The organism is Stenotrophomonas sp. RIT309 (assembly GCF_000632045.1).
GTDB lineage: Bacteria > Pseudomonadota > Gammaproteobacteria > Xanthomonadales > Xanthomonadaceae > Stenotrophomonas > Stenotrophomonas indicatrix.
In genome coordinates, this window is record NZ_JFYS01000014.1 from 140,642 (window position 1) to 160,468 (window position 19,827).

The 19,827-nt window shown below is 65.6% G+C and carries 14 protein-coding genes; 8 read left to right on the forward strand and 6 right to left on the reverse strand.

Annotation, left to right across the window (positions count from 1 at the left end; all coding sequences use genetic code 11):
• The first annotated feature begins 1 nt into the window (after position 1).
• From BW38_RS10695 to BW38_RS10680, 4 genes are all read left to right on the forward strand, one after another.
• Positions 2 to 1,369, forward strand: coding sequence for an NAD(P)/FAD-dependent oxidoreductase (locus BW38_RS10695; protein WP_032976306.1), 1,368 nt, complete (start codon positions 2 to 4; stop codon positions 1,367 to 1,369).
• Entirely contained in the window at positions 1,369 to 2,808 is a 1,440-nt protein-coding gene (sbcB, locus tag BW38_RS10690; RefSeq protein WP_032976307.1) for an exodeoxyribonuclease I, read from the forward strand. Before BW38_RS10695 ends, sbcB begins: the two co-directional genes overlap by 1 nt.
• On the forward strand, positions 2,805 to 3,491 hold the full coding sequence (locus tag BW38_RS10685) for a DUF2461 domain-containing protein (RefSeq protein WP_025876858.1): 687 nt from the start codon (positions 2,805 to 2,807) through the stop codon (positions 3,489 to 3,491). The genes sbcB and BW38_RS10685 overlap by 4 nt, the downstream gene beginning before the upstream one ends.
• 73 nt (positions 3,492 to 3,564) lie before the next feature.
• Entirely contained in the window at positions 3,565 to 4,116 is a 552-nt protein-coding gene (locus BW38_RS10680) for a DUF2939 domain-containing protein (RefSeq protein ID WP_032976308.1), read from the forward strand.
• Between the two features lie 211 nt (positions 4,117 to 4,327).
• On the opposite strand, the gene BW38_RS10675 is transcribed toward BW38_RS10680, so the two are convergent.
• The 3 genes from BW38_RS10675 to BW38_RS10665 form a co-directional block, all read right to left on the reverse strand.
• Positions 4,328 to 5,272 carry a 5'-nucleotidase gene (locus BW38_RS10675; protein ID WP_025876852.1) on the reverse strand — a complete coding sequence of 315 codons (945 nt, stop codon included), beginning with the start codon at positions 5,270 to 5,272 and terminating at the stop codon, positions 4,328 to 4,330.
• A 46-nt stretch (positions 5,273 to 5,318) separates the two neighbouring features.
• Complete coding sequence (locus tag BW38_RS10670; protein ID WP_025876850.1) at positions 5,319 to 6,092, reverse strand: NAD kinase; 774 nt, start codon at positions 6,090 to 6,092, stop codon at positions 5,319 to 5,321.
• 199 nt (positions 6,093 to 6,291) lie between these two features.
• Positions 6,292 to 11,268 (reverse strand): NAD-glutamate dehydrogenase domain-containing protein, encoded by a 4,977-nt coding sequence (locus BW38_RS10665; RefSeq protein WP_032976309.1) that lies wholly within the window; start codon positions 11,266 to 11,268, stop codon positions 6,292 to 6,294.
• Positions 11,269 to 11,518: 250 nt separating this feature from the next.
• On the opposite strand from BW38_RS10665, the gene BW38_RS10660 reads away from it, so the two are divergent.
• From BW38_RS10660 to BW38_RS10650, 3 genes are read left to right on the forward strand one after another with little or no spacing between them, the layout of a single operon-like run.
• Positions 11,519 to 12,175, forward strand: a complete 657-nt coding sequence (locus tag BW38_RS10660) for a TetR/AcrR family transcriptional regulator (protein ID WP_025876846.1) — start codon at positions 11,519 to 11,521, stop codon at positions 12,173 to 12,175.
• The gene (locus BW38_RS10655) at positions 12,175 to 13,440 is read left to right on the forward strand and encodes an efflux RND transporter periplasmic adaptor subunit (protein WP_025876844.1); all 1,266 of its coding nucleotides are present in this window, start codon (positions 12,175 to 12,177) and stop codon (positions 13,438 to 13,440) included. The genes BW38_RS10660 and BW38_RS10655 overlap by 1 nt, the downstream gene beginning before the upstream one ends.
• A 14-nt stretch (positions 13,441 to 13,454) precedes the next feature.
• Positions 13,455 to 16,628: a multidrug efflux RND transporter permease subunit gene (locus BW38_RS10650; RefSeq protein ID WP_025876842.1), complete on the forward strand. Its 3,174-nt coding sequence runs from the start codon at positions 13,455 to 13,457 to the stop codon at positions 16,626 to 16,628.
• Between the two features lie 153 nt (positions 16,629 to 16,781).
• On the opposite strand, the gene BW38_RS10645 is transcribed toward BW38_RS10650, so the two are convergent.
• The 3 genes from BW38_RS10645 to BW38_RS10635 form a co-directional block, all read right to left on the reverse strand.
• Positions 16,782 to 17,069 carry a hypothetical protein gene (locus BW38_RS10645; protein ID WP_032976310.1) on the reverse strand — a complete coding sequence of 96 codons (288 nt, stop codon included), beginning with the start codon at positions 17,067 to 17,069 and terminating at the stop codon, positions 16,782 to 16,784.
• Between the two features lie 105 nt (positions 17,070 to 17,174).
• Positions 17,175 to 17,489 (reverse strand): hypothetical protein, encoded by a 315-nt coding sequence (locus BW38_RS10640; protein WP_051585001.1) that lies wholly within the window; start codon positions 17,487 to 17,489, stop codon positions 17,175 to 17,177.
• 121 nt (positions 17,490 to 17,610) lie between these two features.
• The gene (locus BW38_RS10635) at positions 17,611 to 18,759 is read right to left on the reverse strand and encodes an acyl-CoA dehydrogenase family protein (RefSeq protein ID WP_032976311.1); all 1,149 of its coding nucleotides are present in this window, start codon (positions 18,757 to 18,759) and stop codon (positions 17,611 to 17,613) included.
• Between the two features lie 135 nt (positions 18,760 to 18,894).
• Between BW38_RS10635 and BW38_RS10630 the strand changes: the two genes are divergently transcribed.
• Positions 18,895 to 19,824, forward strand: coding sequence for a metalloregulator ArsR/SmtB family transcription factor (locus BW38_RS10630; protein WP_032976312.1), 930 nt, complete (start codon positions 18,895 to 18,897; stop codon positions 19,822 to 19,824).
• Positions 19,825 to 19,827: the final 3 nt, after the last annotated feature.

Below are 19,827 nucleotides of genomic sequence, written 5' to 3' on the forward strand. Positions count from 1 at the left end.
GTTGATCGCACATGCATCCCGCTCGCTGAGCATTGTCGGCGCCGGCCTGGCCGGATCCCTGCTGGCCATCCTGCTGTCACGGCAGGGATGGCGCATCACCCTGTACGAACGCCGTGGCGATCCGCGCATCGCCGATTACGAAAGCGGCCGTTCGATCAACCTGGCCCTGGCCGAGCGCGGGCGCAACGCGTTGCGCCAGGCCGGCGTGGAAGACGAAGTGATGGCGCGTGCGGTGATGATGCGCGGGCGCATGGTGCATCCGCGCGAGGGCGAGCCGCAGCTGCAGCGTTATGGTCGCGACGACAGCGAAGTGATCTGGTCGATCCATCGCAGCGACCTGAATACCACGCTGCTGGAACTGGCCGAGCAGGCCGGCGCCACCGTGCATTTCCACCGCCGCCTGCACACCGTCGATTTCGATGCCGGCTACGCACGCTTCATCGATGATCGTGACGACAGCCCGCACGATATCCGCTTCGATACGCTGGTAGGTGCCGATGGCGCCGGCTCGGCGCTGCGTGCGGCGATGAACCGGCGCGAACCGCTGGGCGAGGACATTGCCTTCCTCGACCATTCCTACAAGGAACTGGAGATTCCGCCGAGCGACGATGGCGGCTTCCGCATCGAGCGCAATGCCCTGCATATCTGGCCGCGTGGCCACTACATGTGCATCGCCCTGCCCAACCACGAGGGCACCTTCACCGTCACCCTGTTCCTGCCCAACGATGGCGATCCTAGCTTCGCCACGGTCACCACCGGCGCCCAGGCCGAAGCGCTGTTCGCGCGCGAGTTCGCCGATACCCTGCCGCTGATTCCCAACCTGCGTGCAGACTGGGAGCAGCATCCGCCCGGCCTGCTCGGCACCCTCACCCTGCAACGCTGGCACCAGCAGGCACGTGCCGTGCTGATCGGTGACGCCGCGCATGCGATGGTGCCGTTCCACGGCCAGGGCATGAACTGCGCGTTCGAGGACTGCGTGGCGCTGGCCCGCCATCTGATGGAGGCGGACGACCTGCAGAGTGCGTTCGCCGCATTCGAGGCCGAGCGCAAGCCGAACGCGCGTGCGATCCAGCAGATGGCGCTGGAAAACTATCTGGAGATGCGTGACAGGGTGGCCGATCCGGCCTTCCTGCTGCAGCGTGAGCTGGAACAGGAACTGCAGCGGCGCTGGCCCACGCGTTTCGTCCCGCACTACACGATGGTGACGTTCCTGCACACGCCCTATGCCGAGGCACTGCGCCGCACCGACCTCCAGCGCGCGATGCTGATCGCCGCCACCGCAGGCCACGACACCCTGGACAACATCGACTGGAACGCACTGGAAGCGCAGATCCATGCGCAGCTGCCGGTGCTGGAGGGTGCGCACTGATGGCCGACAGCTTCCTGTTCTACGACCTGGAAACCTTCGGCCAGGATCCACGTCGTACCCGTATCTCCCAGTACGCGGCAATCCGTACCGACAGCGACCTCAATGAGATCGACACGCCGGTCAGCTTCTTCGTTCGCCCGGCCGATGATCTGCTGCCCTCGCCGATGGCGACGATGGTCACCGGCATCACTCCGCAGCAGGCGCTGGCTGAAGGCATCAGCGAAGCCGAGGCGTTCGATCGGATCAACGAGCAGCTCTCGCGTCCCGGTACCTGCGCACTGGGCTACAACACCCTGCGCTTCGACGACGAGTTCATCCGCTACGGCCTGTTCCGCAACTTCCACGACCCGTACGAACGCGAGTGGCGCAACGGCAACTCGCGCTGGGACCTGCTGGACATGCTGCGTCTGATGCACGCCATCCGCCCGGACGGCATCCACTGGCCCAAGCGCGAGGACGGCGCCACCTCGTTCAAGCTGGAGCATCTGGCCGAGGCCAACGGCGTGCGCGAGGGCGATGCCCACGAAGCGCTGTCGGACGTGCGCGCGACGATCGGCATGGCGCGCCTGTTCAAGCAGTCGCAGCCGCGCCTGTGGGACTACGCGCTGAAGCTGCGCGACAAGCGTTTCGTCGGCAGCCTGCTCGACATCACTGCATTGAAGCCGGTGCTGCATATCTCGATGCACTACCCGGCCAGCCGCCTGTGCGCGGCACCGGTGTTGCCGCTGGCGGTACATCCGACCATCAACAACCGGGTGATCGTGTTCGATCTCGACGGCGACATCGATGACCTGCTGGAACTGCCCGCCGAAGTGATCGCCCAGCGCCTGTACCTGCGCGCCAGCGAACTGCCCGAAGGCGTGGCCCGGGTGCCGTTGAAGGAAGTGCACCTGAACAAGGTGCCGGCGCTGGTGGCCTGGAACCACCTGCGCGCTGATGACCACGCACGACTCGGGCTGGACGTGGCGGCGATCGAAGCCAAGGCCGAACGCCTGCGCGCGTTCGCGCCGCAGTTGGCCGAGAAGGCGCGCCAGGTCTACAACCAGCCGCGCGCGGCGAGCGTTTCCGATGTGGATGCATCGCTGTACGACGGCTTCCTCGGCGCCGGCGACAAGCCGCTGCTGGCACTGGCACGGACCACGCCCGCCGAGCAGCTGGCCGCACTGGAAGGCCGCTTCCGCGATCCGCGCCTGCCGGAACTGCTGTTCCGCTATCGCGCCCGCAATCATCCCGACAGCCTCGCGCCGGAAGAACGCGAGCGCTGGAAAGCCTATCGCCGCCAGCGCCTTTTCGGCGAGGAAGGCATGGGCGAACTCAACCTGGCCCAGTTCCAGCAGCAGCTCGACGCGCTGGCAGCCGAGGCGCCCGACGATGCCCGGCGCGCCGCGCTGCTGCAATCGCTGCGTGACTGGGGCCAGCACCTGCAGGAGGACCTGTGAGCACCTATTTCTCCGATGCCAGTTTCAAGTTCCTGCGCAGCCTGGCGCTGCACAACGACAAGACCTGGTTCAACGACCATCGCCAGCAGTATGAAGACCACGTGCGGCAGCCGTTCCTGCGCCTGCTGGGCGACCTGCAGCCGGCCCTGGCCGAGGTCAGCGGACACTTCCGCGCAGACACGCGTGGTGTGGGCGGCTCGTTGTTCCGCATCCACCGCGACGCGCGGTTCTCCAACGATAAATCGCCGTACAAGACCTGGCAGGGTGCGCGCCTGTTCCATGAGCGCCGCCGTGAAGTGGCCGCACCCTCGTTCTACGTGCACCTGCAGCCGGGCGAGAGCTTCGTCGGTGCCGGGCTGTGGCATCCCGAACCGGAAACCCAGCGCCGCGTCCGCCACTTCATCCTCGACAACCCGGGCAGCTGGAAGGCGGCTGCGCACGCACCGGCGCTGCGCAGGCGTTTCGACTTCGAGGAAACCGAGAAGCTGGTGCGCCCACCGCGCGGCTTCCCGGCCGACTTCGAGTTCATCGATGACCTCAAGCACCGCAACTGGGTGATGTGGCGTTCGCTGGACGATGCCACGATGACCGGCCCGCGCCTGCTGTCCACGCTCGGCAAGGACCTGGCGGCGCTCGGCCCGTTCGTGGACTACCTGTGCGCTGCACTGGATCTGGAGTTCTGACCGGCGCCGGTGGCATCGCTGGGATCACCCGCCGTTCACCACCGGCAACCGTACTTGCGGCAGGCTGTGCAGCATGAAGAAGCTCATTGGCATCCTCGTTCTGCTGATCGCTGTGGTGGCCGCCTGGTGGTTCGGCGGCCCCTACCTGACCGTGCATGGCCTGTCCAAGGCCATCGAACAACGGGACACCGCCCGTCTGGAGCGCTACGTGGATTTCCCACGCGTGCGTACCAGCCTGCGCGCCCAGCTCAATGACTACCTGGTGCGCCAGGCCGGCCCCGAGGTGGCTGCCAGTCCCTTCGGTGCCCTGCTGTACGGGCTGGGTGATCAGTTGGGTGGCGCCGCGGTGGACACGATGGTCACGCCCACCGGCATCGGTGCGATGTTGCAGGGCCACGTCCTGTGGAAGCGCGGCCGCAACGAACTGCAGGGCGGCGAGGCCTTGGGTGCAACCGAGCCGGCGCGACCGCTGAAGAACGCCGAACACCACTTCGAAGCCCTGGACCGCTTCGTGGTCGACGTCGATCGCGGCGCCGGCCAGCCACCGTTGAAGGTAGTGCTGGAACCGCAGGGCCTGCGCTGGAAGGTGGTGGACCTGCAGCTGGGGATGTCAGGCACTCCGTAAGCGGTATGCTCACCTTTGAGGACACTGATACAAACGACTGCCAACCAAGGTTGGCAACTACCGAGACATGGCGCTCTGGTAGATGCCCACCTTGGTGGGCGCTGCTCTGGTAGATGCCCACCTTGGTGGGCGCTGCTCTGGTAGATGCCCACCTTGGTGGGCGCCGATACAAAGAAGTGCCAACCAAGGTTGGCAACTACCGGGGCAAGCATCACCCTTCGTTGGCGACACCATGCGGCACGTGGCCGGCAGCTACGTGTTCACGCGCACTGTCGATGTTGTGCTGCGAATCGTCAAAGAAGATGTCGGCACCGAATGCCTGCAGGAACGGGCCCTTGTGCCGCCCCCCTAGGAACAGCGCCTCGTCCAGGCGCACGCCCCATTCGCGCAGGGTGCGGATCACCCGCTCATGCGCCGGTGCAGAACGTGCGGTCACCAGCGCCGTGCGGATGGGCGCGCTGTCGCCGGCCGGGAACACTTCCTGCAGCGTGTGCAGCGCAGAGAGGAAACCGCGGAATGGACCGCCACTGAGTGGCTCGCGTGCACGCTCGCGTTCGTGCCGGCCAAAGGCTTCCACGCCCTGCTCGCGCGAAATGCGCTCGCTCTCGTCCCCGAAGATCACCGCATCACCATCGAAGGCGATGCGCAGCTGCCCGGCCGGGCGGGTGATGTCGATCTGGTCGGCGGCAGCGGCAGCGGTCTCACCCGGCGGCTTGGGCAGGATGGTCGCCGCGGCGATGCCATGCCGAAGCGCGCTGCGCACCGATTCCGGATTGGCCGACAGGAACAGGTCGGTGCCGAACGGCTTCACGTACGGCCAGGTCGGCTCACCGGCGGTGAAGGTCGCGCGGATGATGCCCAGCCCGTAGTGCTGGATGGAATTGAAGATGCGCAGGCCGGTATCGGCCGAGTTGCGTGACAGCAGGATCACTTCCACGCGCGGGTTCTCGGGACTGGCGCCCTGGTTCAGCGCCAGCAGCTTGCGCACCACCGGGAAGGCCACGCCCGGCCCGAGGACGTCGTCCTCGTGCTGGCGCTGGTACTCGGCATAGGCGGCCACGCCATCGCTTTCGAACAGCGCATGGCTTTCTTCCAGGTCGAACAGCGCACGCGAGGTCACCGCGACGGTCAGCAAACGGGGGGAGTTGTCGCCCATCGGTGGGGTCCTTCAAGCGGTCGGCAGTGCCGGCCACCTATTGTCGTCAAAAAACGAACTGTTCGCTCAGGATCCGGTCTTCGAGGTTGTGCTCCGGGTCGAACAGCAGGGTCACCCGGTGCTCGCGCGACTCACGGATCGTCACTTCGACCACATCGCGGGTCTCGTGCGAATCGGCAGTGACGCTGACCGGACGCTTGTAGGGATCGAGCACGCGGAAGCGCACTTCGGTGTCGGCCTTGAGGATGGCGCCGCGCCAGCGTCGCGGGCGATAGGGGGCCAGCGGCGTCAGGGCGATGGTGTGCGAGCCCAGCGGCAGCACCGGCCCATGTGCGGAGTAGTTGTAGGCGGTGCTTCCGGCCGGGGTGGCGACCAGCACGCCATCGCCGATCAGTTCGCCCACCCGCTCCTGGCCATTGAGGTCGATGCCGATATGCGCCGCCTGCCGGGTCTGGCGCAGCAGCGAGACGTCGTTGTAGGCCAGCGACCCGGTGGTGGTACCCGATTCGGTCAGCGCCATCATTTCCAGCGGGCGCAGGTGGGCCGGCTCGGCACGGGCGATACGCGCATGCACGTCGTCGTCGCCGCGGTACTGGTTCATCAGGAAACCCACCGTGCCCAGCTTCATCCCGAATACCGGCCTGCCCAGGTGTCCGTGACGATGCAGGGTCTGCAGCATGAAGCCATCGCCGCCGAGCGGGCACAGCACGTCGGCCTGGTCCGGGGCGTGGTCGCCATAGCGCGAGACCATCGCCGCACGGGCCATCTGTGCAGGTTCGGTGGTACTGGCCAGGAAAGCGATGCGGGGGGTGTCGCTCATCGGTGGATCCGGGGGAAGGCTCGGTGGAGAGCATAACCGAGCGCCGCTGCGCTCGCCGGGCATGTCCTGGCGCTACCTGCTCCGCCGTACATCGGTAGCGCCGGGCCATGCCCGGCGGTCGTCCGCAAGAAAAAACGGCCCCGCTTTCGCGGGGCCGTTCCGGTTCACGCATGCCAGGCGTGGCCTGGCACTACATCACTTACGCGCCGTGGGCAGCAAGCTGACCCAGGCGCTGCACCGCGACCGAAACGGTCGGGTAGTCCAGGGTCTTCTGCTCGGCCAGTTCGGCCAGCATCGCCAGGGTGAAGCGCAGGCTGCTGTCGTCACGACCGATCCACGCGGCCACCTTGGCTTCAGCGGTGCTGCCCTTGGTGGCCAGCACCTGGCCGGCCAGGCTGCGGTGGTGTGCGGCCAGTTCGTCGCGCAGCACGCCACGTGCCACCGCGTGCCAGCGGCCGTTGACCTCCAGCGCGTCGATCTGCTCGAACAGCCACGGCAGCTGCAGGGCGTCGCCCAGGCGGAAGTGGATCTTGGAGACATCCACCGGCTTCAGCTTGCGGGTACGGGCCAGTTCGATGATGTCGAACGCCGGTTCCAGGAAGTGCAGTTCGGCCAGCTGCTGTGCCAGCGCCGACGGCAGGCCCTTTTCCTTCCACTCGGCCACCAGGGCTTCGTAGGTCGGACGCTGCGAATCCGGCAGCACACCCGAAGCAACACGGATGTCGTTGAACGGACCCTGGTAGCGGTTGACCGCCTCGGTGATGCCCGGCATCGGGCCCGGGCGCGACAGCAGCCAGCGTACGAACGAACGCTGCAGCTTCCAGATCACTTCCAGCGCGTCGATCTGCACCGACTCCGGCAGCGTGCCGTCGAGGGCATCGATCTGCGCCCACAGCGCGCGTGCGTCCAGCGTTTCGCGGCTGATGGTGTAGGCCTTGGCGACCTCGGCAATGGAGCGGCCGGTGTCTTCCTGCATGCGCATCAGGAAGGTGGCGCCCATGCGGTTGATGGTCTGGTTGGTCACGGCCGTGGCGATGATTTCACGCTTCAGGCGGTGACGCTCCATCGCGTCGGCGTACTTCTTCTGCAGCGGCGTCGGGAAGTAGCGCTGCAGTTCCTTGGACAGGTACGGATCTTCCGGGATGTCCGAATCCAGCAGCTGGGCGAACGCCACCAGCTTGGAATAGGACAGCAGCACCGACAGTTCCGGACGGGTCAGGCCCTGGCCGCGTGCCTTGCGCTGGGACAGCTCGGCGTCGGACGGCAGGAACTCGATCTGGCGATCCAGCAGGCCCTGCTGTTCCAGGGTACGGATGAAGTGCTGCTTGGAACCCAGGCGCTTGACCGCCATCCGCTCCATCAGGCTCAGGGCCTGGTTCTGGCGGTAGTTGTCGTTGAGCACCAGCGCGGCGACTTCGTCCGTCATCGACGCCAGCAGCTTGTTGCGCTGCTCGACGGTCAGCTTCTTGGCCCGCACCACATCGTTGAGCAGGATCTTGATGTTGACTTCGTGGTCGGAGGTATCCACACCGGCCGAGTTGTCGATGAAGTCGGTGTTGAGCAGCACGCCGGCCTGGGCAGCTTCGATGCGGCCCAGCTGGGTCATGCCCAGGTTGCCGCCCTCGCCCACCACCTTGCAGCGCAGCTCGCCACCATTCACGCGGAGGGCGTTGTTGGCGCGGTCGCCGACATCGCTGTGCTGCTCGCTGGCGGCCTTCACGTAGGTACCGATGCCGCCGTTCCACAGCAGGTCGACCGGTGCCTTCAGGATCGCGCTCATCAGATCGTTCGGCGACAGCGCCTTGACGTTCTCGTCCAGGCCCAGCGCTTCACGCACCTGCGGGGTGATCTCGATCGACTTCAGGCTGCGCGGATACACACCACCGCCCTTGCTGATCAGCTTGGCATCGTAGTCCGCCCAGCTCGAACGCGGCACGGTGAACAGACGCTCACGTTCGACGAACGTGGTCGCTGCATCCGGGTTCGGGTCCAGGAAGATGTGGCGGTGGTCGAACGCAGCGACCAGGCGGATGTGGCGCGACAGCAGCATGCCGTTGCCGAACACGTCGCCGGACATGTCGCCGACGCCAACCGCGGTGAAGTCCTGGGTCTGGCTGTCACGGCCCAGTGCACGGAAGTGGCGCTTGACCGACTCCCATGCGCCGCGCGCGGTGATGCCCATGCCCTTGTGGTCGTAACCGACCGAACCGCCGGAGGCGAACGCATCGCCCATCCAGAAGCCGTGCGCGATGGCCAGGCCGTTGGCGATGTCGGAGAAGGTCGCGGTGCCCTTGTCGGCGGCCACCACCAGGTACGGATCGTCCATGTCATGGCGCACGACATCCACCGGCGGCACGATCTTGTTGTTGACGATGTTGTCGGTGATGTCCAGCAGGCCCTGGATGAACAGCTTGTAGCACGCCACGCCGTTGGCGAAGATCGCATCGCGATCGCCGTTCACCGGCGGCATCTTGGCGAAGAAGCCGCCCTTCGCGCCGACCGGCACGATGACGGTGTTCTTGACCATCTGCGCCTTGACCAGGCCCAGCACTTCGGTACGGAAGTCTTCGCGGCGATCCGACCAGCGCAGGCCGCCACGGGCGACGGCACCGAAGCGCAGGTGGGTACCTTCCACGCGCGGGCCATACACGAAGATTTCGCGGTACGGGCGCGGCTTGGGCAGGTCCGGCACCAAGGCCGAATCGAACTTGAAGCTGATGACATGGCCGTGCTGGCCATTGGCATCGGTCTGGTAGTAGCTGGTGCGCAGGGTCGCATCGATCACGCCCATGAAGGAACGCAGGATACGGTCCTCGTCCAGGCTCGACACGCGGTCCATCAGCTTAAGCAGCGCTTCGCGCGCGGCCTGCATCTGCGCATCGCGGTCACCCTTGCGGGCGTCGACCACGGTCTTGAGCACTTTCAGGGTGGCCTCGTCGCCGGCAGCCAGCACCTCGAGGTGGGCTTTCAGCTGCGCCTGGCCGGCGGCGATGTCTTCCTTGCTTTCATGGCCGGTGGCCGGATCGAAGCGGGCTTCGAACAGTTCCACCAGCAGGCGTGCCAGCAACGGGTAGCGGGTGAAGGTGCCTTCGACGTAAGCCTGCGAGAACGGCACGCCGGTCTGCAGCAGGTACTTGCAGTAGCCACGCAGCATGGCGACCTGGCGCCAGTGCAGGCCGGCAGCCAGCACCAGGCGGTTGAAGCCATCGTTCTCGGCATCGCCGTGCCAGACGCGGGCAAAGGTCTCACCGAAGGCTTCATCGACGCTGGCCGCATCGATCGCACCAGCGGTCGACTCTACCTCGAAGTCCTGCACGTACACCGGCGCGTTGTCCACCGACAGGCGGTACGGACGCTCGGCGATCACCCGCAGGCCCATGTTTTCCATCATCGGCAGCGCGTCCGACAGCGGGATGTCATCCAGCTGGCGATACAGCTTCAGGCGCAGGCCATCGCCGGATTCGCGCGGCACGGCCTGCAGGCTCAGGCGCAGGTCGTCCGGACCGGTCAGCGCGTCGAGCTGGCTGACATCGTTGGCGGCAACGGCGGTGCTGTTGTCTTCGATGTAACCGGCCGGCAGCGCCTTGCCGATACGCGCAGCAATGCGCAGGCCTTCGGCTTCGCCATGGCGGGTGACCAGCGCTTCGCGCAGGTCGTCCTGCCAGTTGCGCAGCACCTGGGCCAGCTTCTGTTCCAGTTCGGCGGTGTCGACATCGAGCATTTCGCCCGGCTTCGGACGCACGATCAGGTGCACCTGGGCCAGCGGCGATTCACCCAGCACCACCGAGCTGTCCACGTACTCGCCGTGCAGCGCTTCCTTGAGCATCGCTTCGATGCGCAGGCGCACGTCGGTGTTGAAACGCTCGCGCGGCAGGTAGACCAGCGCGGAAATGAAACGGCTGTACTTGTCGCGACGCAGGAACAGGCGGCTGCGCACGCGCTCCTGCAGGCCCAGCACGCCCATCGCGGTGCGGAACAGTTCATCCTCGCTGGACTGGAACAGTTCTTCGCGCGGCAGGGTTTCCAGGATGTGGCGCAGGGCCTTGCCGCTATGGCTGGAGCCGGCCAGGCCGGACTGCTTCATCACGTGTTCGTAGCGCTGGCGCACCAGCGGGATTTCCCACGGGCGGCGGTTGTAGGCGCTGGAGGTGAACAGGCCGAGGAAGCGCTGTTCGCCGATGATCTTGCCCTTGGCGTCGAATTCCAGCACGCCGATGTAATCCATGTAACCGGCACGATGCACGCGCGAACGGGCATTGGTCTTGGTCAGGATCAGCGCGTCCTTCAGCCCGGACGTGGTGTTCAGGCCCTGCGCGGCCAGGGTCTTGACCGGACGTGCAGCGGACTTGTCCTTGCCGCGCATCAGGCCCAGGCCGGTGTCGTTCAGCGGCGCCAGCACGTCTTCCTTGCCCTGCTTCTCGACGCGGTACTCGCGGTAGCCGAAGAAGGTGAAGTGGTTGTCGGCGGCCCAGCGCAGGAATTCCTGTGCTTCCTTGCGCGAGGCAGCGTCGACCGGCAGCTGGCGGCTGCCAAGGTCGTCGGCCAGCGCCAGCGCCTTGTCCTGCATCGGCTGCCAGTCGCGCACGATGGCGCGCACTTCATCCAGTGCCTTGTTGATGGCCTGCTCGATGTCTGCCATGGCTTCGGCCGGCTGGCGGTCGATCTCCAGCAGCATCACCGATTCCAGCTGGCCCTCGCCGACCTTGGTCAGCTTGCCGGCCTTGTCACGGGTGAAATGCAGCACCGGGTGGCCCAGCACATGCACGCCCACGCCATGCTCGGCCAGCGACATGGTCACGGTGTCGACCAGGAACGGCATGTCGTCGTTGATGATCTGCAGCACGGTGTGCGGCGATTCCCAACCGTTGGCCTTCGCCGTCGGATTGAACACGCGGACGTTGGCCTTGCCGGCCTTGCGGGCACGGGCGAATTCCAGCGTTTCGGCTGCGAGCGCGGCCCACTCCTCAGCGCTGTGATGGGGGAACTCGTCGGCCTCCATGCGCTTGTAGAAATCGGCTGCGAATGCCACTGCCTCGGCCTGGGCGGCCGCGGGGTAACGCTTGCGCAAGGCCGTGTACACCGGCTCCAGGGAGAAACCAGCGGTCACTGCGACCTCCGACTCAACTGGTTTGCTTTTGTTTTTCACGGTCTTGGCTGCGGTTTTTTGCGGTTTCATGGCAGAGCGGCGCGCTTGCTCAGTTGGGAAAATGAAATTGTAGCCCTACCGCACGAAAAGGCCTTGCTGCAGGACGGAATAACCAGATTCGGGTTTGCTGCGGTTTAGACGCCCTATTCAGTTCGCACCGGTATGGGTGTCGCAGTCGCACAGCGTTGCCGACAGGATCGGCAAAACGTGTTACCGGAAGACACATGCGGCAACATCGGCGCGATTCCACAATCCTGAACTGGACGGTATAGTCCACCGCGTGAATCCGGCCTACCTTCCTGTCGCCCTCGACGCGCGTGATGAGCGCGTGTTCGACGCCGTGCGCGAACTGCTTGCCCAACAGGGCATGCAGATGAGCATGGACGCGGTCGCCCAGCATGCAGGCTGCTCGAAGCAGACCCTGTACTCGCGCTACGGCAACAAGCAGGCCCTGCTGCGGCGGGTGATGCAGCGCCACGTCGGCCACGCCACCGGGGCCATGCTGCGTGCACTCCGCGGTGACGACCTGCGTGGCAGCCTGCTGCAGTTCGCCACCGACTTCCTGGAGCACTTCAACCAGCCCCACGTCGGCCAGGCCTGCCGCCTGATCGCCGCCGATGCAGCACAGTTTCCCGAAGAGGCGCGTACGCTGTACCGGCATGGCGCCGGCGCGTTGACACTTCATCTTGCTGAATGGATTGAAACCGTTTGCAGTCGCGGGCTGCTGCGGCATGACGACCCGCACTTCATGGCCGAACTGCTGCTGAGCATGATTGCCGGTCAGGATTTCGACAAACAGCGCTTCCATACCCCCCATCGTGATGACGCTGCATTGCGTCGGCGCTGGGCAGAGTTCTCCGTCGATGGCTTCCTGCGCGCGTTCGCGCCGCAGCCCTCGCCGGCCCCGTCTTCAAACCAACCCCGGAGTTCCTCCTGATGACCGCCCCACTCCGCACCCTTGCCTTGACGTGCGCCGTTGCTGTCGCCGTAGCTGCCTGCAAGAAGCCGGAACAGCCGACGCCCCCACCGCCGGAGGTGGGCGTGATCGACGCCAAGCCGCAGACGCTGCCGCTGCAGCGCGAGCTGGTCGGTCGCCTGTCGCCGTTCCGCAGCGCCGATGTGCGCGCCCGCGTGCCCGGCGTGCTGCTCAAGCGCGTCTATCAGGAAGGCAGCGAGGTCAAGCAGGGCCAGACCCTGTTCCTGATCGACCCGGCGCCCCTGCGCGCCTCGCTCAACGCCTCCGAGGCCCAGCTGGCTTCGGCCCGCGCGACCTACGCCAACGCCAAGGTCGCCGCTGACCGCGCCCGTTCGCTGGCGCCGCAGAAGTTCGTGTCCAAGGCCGACCTGGACAATGCCGAGTCGGCCGAGCGCACCGCGCTGGCCGCGGTCAAGCAGGCCGAAGCCACCGTTACGTCCTCGCGCATCAGCCTGGGCTACACCGAAGTCACCGCCCCGATCAGTGGCGTGGCCAACAAGCAGCAGGTCACCGAAGGCGCGCTGGTCGGCCAGGGCGATGTGACCCTGCTGACCACCGTGGACCAGCTCGACCCGCTGTATGTGAACTTCTCGCTGAGCGTGGATGAACTGACCCAGCTGCGTGCTCAGCAGGCCAAGGGCACCCTGGCCCTGTCCGGCGACGGCAAGGCCACGGTCAACGTCAAGCTGGCCGACGGCAGCACCTACAGCGAGCCGGGCACGCTGGACTTCTCCTCGACCACGGTCGACCCGGCCACCGGCGCGGTGTCGCTGCGCGCGGTGCTGCCGAACCCGCAGAAGATTCTGCTGCCGGGCGCCTTCGTCAGCTTCCAGGCCAACCTGGGCGAGCGCAACAATGCCTACCTGGTGCCGCAGCAGGCCCTGCTGCGTGACACCAACGGCGGCTATGTGATGGTGGTGGGTGCCGACGGCAAGGTCGTCCGCAAGAACGTCAAGACCGACGGCGCGCAGAACGGCAACTGGCTGGTCAGCGAGGGCCTGGCCGCGGGTGACAAGGTGGTCGTCGCCGGCGTGCAGAAGGTCAAGGAAGGCACGCCGGCCACGGCCAAGCCGTGGACCCCGGGCCAGGACGCCAACGGCAAGCCTGCCGCCGGCGGTGCTGCTCCGGGCGCGCCTGCCGCAGCTCCGGCCGACGCCAAGGCACCGGCCAAGGCTGACCAGGCCGACAAGGCCGAGCCGGCCGCCACCGAATCGAACAAGCAGTAACGGGACCTTCCGTCATGCCTAAATTTTTCATCGAACATCCAGTCTTCGCCTGGGTGGTGGCGATCCTGATCTCGCTCAGCGGCGTGATCGCGATCCTCAACCTGGGCGTGGAGTCCTACCCCAACATCGCCCCGCCGCAGGTGACCGTCTCGGCCACCTACCCGGGTGCAAGTGCGGATACCACGGAGAAATCGGTCACCCAGGTGATCGAGCAGCAGCTGACCGGCATCGATCACCTGCTGTACTTCAGCTCCTCATCGGCCTCCAACGGCCGCGCGTCGATCACCCTGACCTTCGAGACCGGTACCGATCCGGACATCGCCCAGGTGCAGGTGCAGAACAAGGTCTCGCTGGCCACGCCGCGACTGCCTTCGGAAGTCACCCAGCAGGGTGTGGTGGTGGCCAAGGCCAACGCCGGCTTCCTGATGGTGGTGGCGCTGCAGTCCGATACGCCGACGATCAACCGTGACGCACTGAACGACATCGTCGGTTCGCGCGTGCTCGACCAGGTCTCGCGCATCCCCGGCGTCGGCAGCACCCAGCAGTTCGGTTCCGAGTACGCCATGAACATCTGGCTCAACCCGGAAAAGATGCAGGGCTATGGCCTGTCGGCCAGCCAGGTGCTGGCGGCGGTACGCGCGCAGAACGTGCAGTTCGCCGCCGGTGCGCTGGGCTCCGACCCGTCGCCGGAAGGCCAGCACTTCACCGCCACTGTGTCGGCCGAAGGCCGCTTCAGCTCGCCGCAGGAGTTCGAGAACATCATCCTGCGCGCCAATGCAGATGGCTCGCGCGTGCTGTTGAAGGACATCGCCCGCGTCGCCTTCGGTGCCAACAACTACGGCTTCGATACCCAGTACAACGGCAAGCCCACCGGCGCCTTCGCCATCCAGCTGCTGCCGGGCGCCAACGCCCTGAACGTGGCCGAGGCGGTGCGCGGCAAGATGGACGAGCTGCAGCCCAGCTTCCCGGCCGGCGTCACCTGGTTCTCGCCGTACGACAGCACCACCTTCGTCAAGATCTCGATCCAGGAAGTGGTCAAGACCCTGTTCGAAGCGGTGTTGCTGGTGTTCCTGGTGATGCTGATCTTCCTGCAGAACTTCCGCGCCACCCTGATCCCGACCCTGGTCATCCCGGTGGCCCTGCTGGGTACGTTCCTGGGCATGTGGATGATCGGCTTCACGATCAACCAGCTGACCTTGTTTGCGATGGTGCTGGCGATCGGCATCGTGGTCGATGACGCGATCGTGGTGATCGAGAACGTCGAACGCATCATGACCGAGGAAGGCCTGGCGCCGAAGCCGGCCACGCAGAAGGCGATGACCCAGATCACCGGCGCGGTGGTGGCCATCACCGTCGTGCTGGCGGCGGTGTTCATCCCCTCCGCCCTGCAGGGCGGTGCGGCCGGTGAGATCTACAAGCAGTTCGCCCTGACCATCGCCATCTCGATGGCGTTCTCGGCGTTCCTGGCGTTGGGCTTCACCCCGGCACTGTGCGCGACGTTCCTCAAGCCGACGCACAACGACAACCCGAACATCGTCTACCGCACCTTCAACAAGTACTACGACAAGATCAGCCACACCTATGTGGGCCACATCACCTCCGCGGTGCGCCATGCACCACGCTGGATGATCCTGTTCGTGGTGCTGACCGCGCTGTGCGGTTTCCTGTTCACCCGCATGCCGGGCAGCTTCCTGCCTGAGGAAGACCAGGGCTATGCACTGGCGATCGTGCAGTTGCCGCCGGGCTCGACCAAGAGCCAGACCAACGAAGCGTTCGCACAGATGCGCGGCATCCTGGAAAAGCAGGATGGCTATGAAGGCATGCTGCAGGTGGCCGGCTTCAGCTTCGTCGGCTCCGGCGAGAACGTAGGCATGGGCTTCATCCGCCTGAAGCCGTGGGAAGAGCGCAAGTTCACTGCTCCGGAATTCATCCAGAACATGAACGGCGCGTTCTACGGCATCAAGGAAGCGCAGATCTTCGTGGTCAACCTGCCGACCGTGCAGGGCCTTGGCCAGTTCGGCGGCTTCGACATGTGGCTGCAGGACCGCAGCGGCGCCGGTTACGAGCAGCTGACCCAGGCCCGCAACATCCTGCTCGGCCAGGCCGCGCAGAAGCCGGACCACCTGGTGGGCGTGCGCCCGAACGGCCTGGAAAACGCCCCGCAGCTGCAGCTGCACGTGGACCGCGTGCAGGCGCAGTCGATGGGCATGTCGGTGTCGGACGTGTACAGCACCATCCAGCTGATGCTGGCCCCGGTGTACGTCAACGACTTCTTCTACGAAGGCCGCATCAAGCGCGTGACCATGCAGGCTGATGGTCCGTACCGCACTGGCCAGGAATCGCTGAAGAGCTTCTACAGCCCGTCCAGCCTGACCACCAATGCCGATGGCACCAACGCGATGATTCCGTTGAGCACGGTGGTCAAGTCCGAATGGGTCTCGGCACCGCCGTCGCTGAGCCGCTACAACGGCTACTCGGCGATCAACATCGTCGGCTCGCAGGCACCGGGCACCAGCTCGGGTGAAGCGATGCAGACCATGGAAGGCATCGTCAACGACGACCTGCCGGCGGGCTTCGGCTACGACTGGTCCGGCCTGTCCTACCAGGAAATCCTGGCAGGCAACGCCGCGACGCTGCTGCTGGTGCTGTCCATCGTGGTGGTGTTCCTGTGCCTGGCCGCGCTGTATGAAAGCTGGTCGATCCCGGTGGCGGTGCTGCTGGTGGTACCGCTTGGCGTTCTGGGCGCACTCGCCCTGTCGATGATGCGTGGCCTGCCGAACGATCTGTTCTTCAAGATCGGCCTGATCACGGTGATCGGCCTGGCCGCGAAGAACGCGATCCTGATCGTGGAGTTCGCGGTGGAGCAGCGTGCGGCGGGCAAGACCCTGCGCGATGCCACCATCGAAGCGGCGCGCTTGCGATTCCGCCCGATCCTGATGACGTCCTTCGCGTTCATCATGGGCGTCATCCCGATGGCGATCTCCACCGGTGCCGGCGCCAACTCGCGTCACGCCATCGGTACCGGCGTGATCGGCGGCATGCTGTTCGCCACCCTGCTCGGCCTGCTGATGATCCCGGTGTTCTTCGTGGTGGTGCGCCGCATGCTGGGCGACAAGCTGGATGAACCGTCGAAGGAATTCCTCGGCCGCCAGCGTGATGCGGAAAGCGCCCACCGCCCGGATCGCTGATCCGACGGTAAGTTGAAACGAGGAAGGCCCCGGAGCGGTCCGGGGCCTTTTTCTTTGCCGCTTTTGAATCCATGCCAACCAAGGTTGGCATCTACCAAGCAGCGGCATGCCCGGTAGCCGCCAACCTTGGTTGGCGCTCTCCAAGGCGACGTGTCAGCGCAGCAGCGCGATCAGGGCGCACACCGCCACGAGAACCAGCGCGGCCCATTGCATGGGCACGAAGAAGAAATGATGGGGTGCGGCCTCACCCTTATGCCGCGGCGCACGGTTGAGCCACAGGCCCAGCAGCACGTTCACTGCCGCACCGATGCCACCACCCAGCAGCACCTGCTGCAGCGGGATGTTGCCCTTGGCGCCGTCGTGCGGGAAGAAGTACGCCAGCAACAGGATGCCTGCGATCGGCGTCACCAGCGTCATGAAGCCCCAGCCGCGGTAGATCATGCGGTATCTCCAGAAAAACGATCCGCATTGGAGCAGCATGAATCCTGGCAGGCAAGAGGCGGACACGCCATCTGGACACCTGATTCCCGCAGCAGTCGCTCGGCGCTAGACGTTCCAGCCTGCGCGGGCTACGGCCAGTCGCAGTTGTTCTTGTAGTTGCGCCAGCGAGTGCGCCTGCGCGCTGAACAGCGGGACGTCCCAATCGGTTCCGTCGATCAGCAGGATCCGAAAGCTGCCAGAAGCATCAAACTCGGGATACCAACCGACGTCGAGCATCTTGCCGCCAGGCAACTGCCACTGCAAAAGATCTTCTTTCAACGCGTCCAGCTGTCCCAGCAAGGGCAACCCGGGATCCACATGGAAATCCAGAAACGCACCTGGCGCACTCAGCTGGTCGATGCGTTCGATCAACGCGTCCATGACTCGTTTCTTCTTCCAGTTCCTGGCCGACGGATGGGCAGAAGCACTAGGCAACGACCTCATCCACGCATGGCGTGGATCTACTGCCGCGCCGCCATTGCAGCGGCGCGGCACGGGAAAATCAACGCAGACCGGTCTCGTTGCGGGCGATCACCAGGCGCTGGATCTCCGAGGTGCCTTCGTAGATCTCGGTGATCTTGGCATCACGGAAGTAGCGCTCCAGCGGCATTTCCTTGGAATAGCCCATGCCGCCATGGATCTGTACGGCCTGGTGGGTGATCCACATTGCCGCTTCCGAAGCGGTCAGCTTGGCGATGGCGGCCTCGTTGCTGAAGCGCTTGCCCTCGCCCTTCACCCATGCCGCACGCAGGGTCAGCAGCAGCGCCGCATCCAGCTTGCACTTCATGTCGGCAATCTTCGCCTGGGTCATCTGGAACGTACCGATGGCCGCACCGAAGGCCTTGCGGTCCTTCACATACTCCAGGGTCGCTTCATAGGCGGCACGGGCAATACCGATCGCCTGCGAGGCAATGCCGATGCGGCCGGCGTCGAGTACGCCCATGGCGATCTTGAAGCCCTCGCCTTCCTGCCCCAGCACGTCTTCGGGCTGCGCCACGTAATCGTTGAACTCGATCTCGCAGGTGGCCGAGGCACGGATGCCCAGCTTCGGTTCGGTCTTGCCGCGGCCGAAACCGGCCTTGTCGGTGTCGATCATGAACGCGGTGATGCCACGCGCGCCCTTGTCCGGCTCGCTCATCGCGAACAGCACGATGTACTTGGCCACCGGGCCGGAAGTGATCCAGCTCTTCTTGCCATTGATGACATAGCTGCCGTCGGCCTGCTTGACCGCGCGGCAACGCATGGCAGTGGCGTCCGAGCCCGACTGCGGCTCGGTCAGCGCGAATGCACCGATGGCCTCGCCTTCGGCGATGGCGCGCACGTACTTCTGCTTCTGCGCTTCGCTGCCATGGGTCAGGATGCCGTTGCAGAACAGCGAATTGTTGACCGACATGATAGTCGAATGCGCAGCATCACCGGCGGCGACCTCCACCATCGCCAGCACGTACGCGATCGGGTCCATGCCCGCGCCACCGTATTCGGTCGGCACTTCGATGCCCATCAGGCCGTTTTCGCCCAGCAGGCGGATGTTGTCCAGCGGGAACTCACCGGTACGGTCATGGTGCTCCGCGCTAGGGGCGATCTTTTCCTGCGCGATCCGGCGCGCAACGTCCTGCAGCATCAACTGCTCTTCGGTAAAGCTGAAATCCACAACACCCTCCCGGGAAAATGGTTCGCCGATTGTACCGGGGGCCGGCCATCGGCGGCTGACTCGTGGGGAGCTGCGACTTGACCGGAAGGCGTGCCGTCGGCGAATATATCTCTATATCGCGATAGGTGGATACTTATGGATCTGGAAGACTGGTCGACCCGCCTGAAGGTGTTCGCCGATGCTACCCGCGTGCGCCTGCTGGCGCTGCTGGAGCAGGAAGAGCTGACCGTGGCCGAGCTTTCGGCCATCACCCGGCTGGCGCAACCGCGGGTATCGACTCATCTGGCGCGCCTGAAGGAAGCCGGCCTTGTGCGCGACCGCCGTGCGGGCGTGTCGGCTTACTACCGCTTCGACGAAGCCCAGCTGGACCCGGCGCAGCGTGCATTGTGGCATGCCCTGAGCAACGGAAGCGACGACCCGTTGCTGCGCCAGGATGCTGAACGGGTAGCGGCGGTGCTCGCCCACCGCGCTGCCGACCAGAACTGGGCCGACAGCGTGGCCGGCGACATGGAGCGCCACTACTCCCCGGGCCGCACCTGGGAAGCGCTGGCGCGCACCGCGCTGCCATTGCTGGAAACCGGCGACGTGCTGGATATCGCCTCCGGCGACGGTGTGCTGGCCGAACTGGTCGCCCCGCACGCCAGGCGTTACATCTGCATCGATACCAGTGCACGCGTGGTGGCCGCCGCCAGCGAACGCCTGCGCCGCCTGCCGAACGTGGAAGTCCGCGAGGGCGACATGCATGCCCTGCCCTTCAAGGACCGCAGCTTCGACCTTGTGGTGCTGATGCACGCCCTGACCTACGCCAGCAAGCCGGCGCAGGCGGTCACCGAAGCCGCGCGCGTACTGCGCCCGGGCGGTCGCCTGCTGCTGTGCAGCCTGGCCCGCCACGAGCACAAGGCCGCGGTCGATGCTTATGGCCATGTCAACCTCGGCTTCAGCGACAAGGAGCTGAAGAAGTTCGTCGACAAGGCCGGCCTGCAGGTCTCCAACCTGGAAACGGTCACCCGCGAAAAGCGCCCGCCGCATTTCGAAGTGATCTCGCTGATCGCCAACAAACCCTGAGGT